The organism is Streptomyces hilarionis (assembly GCF_024539675.1).
Classification (GTDB): Bacteria; Actinomycetota; Actinomycetes; order Streptomycetales; family Streptomycetaceae; genus Streptomyces; species Streptomyces hilarionis.
This window is the reverse complement of sequence record NZ_JAHHIT010000757.1, coordinates 1-264: the sequence shown is the minus strand read 5'-3', so window position 1 is coordinate 264 and position 264 is coordinate 1. Positions and strand designations below refer to the sequence as shown.

The 264-nt window shown below is 60.6% G+C and carries 1 protein-coding gene; it reads right to left on the bottom strand.

The annotated features are described in order from the left end of the window. The coding region (locus KMS84_RS44645; protein WP_256921610.1) for a TIGR03751 family conjugal transfer lipoprotein at positions 1-256 on the bottom strand (256 nt) is incomplete at its 3' end. Between the last annotated feature and the right edge of the window lie 8 nt (positions 257-264).

Sequence of the window (264 nt, the reverse complement as noted above, 5' to 3'; positions counted from 1 at the left end):
GCACCAGATCGGGATTGGGCAGGCGAGGAAACAGGTTGTGGATCTCGTTCACCGCTGTGCGCGTGTAAGGTTCCTGGAGAGAAGCGGAGAAATCTGCCCGGTTCAGCGGACGGCGTAACTGCTGCCGAGCATCCAGCAGTTGCTGCTGAGTGCCTTGCGAACCGGCACCGTTCCAGATGTCCAGCATGGTTTGCTCGCCATGGGGCAGAAGCGTGTCCTTGTCGGTGGAACACCCCGCCAAGACCCAGCAGAGCACGCTAATCC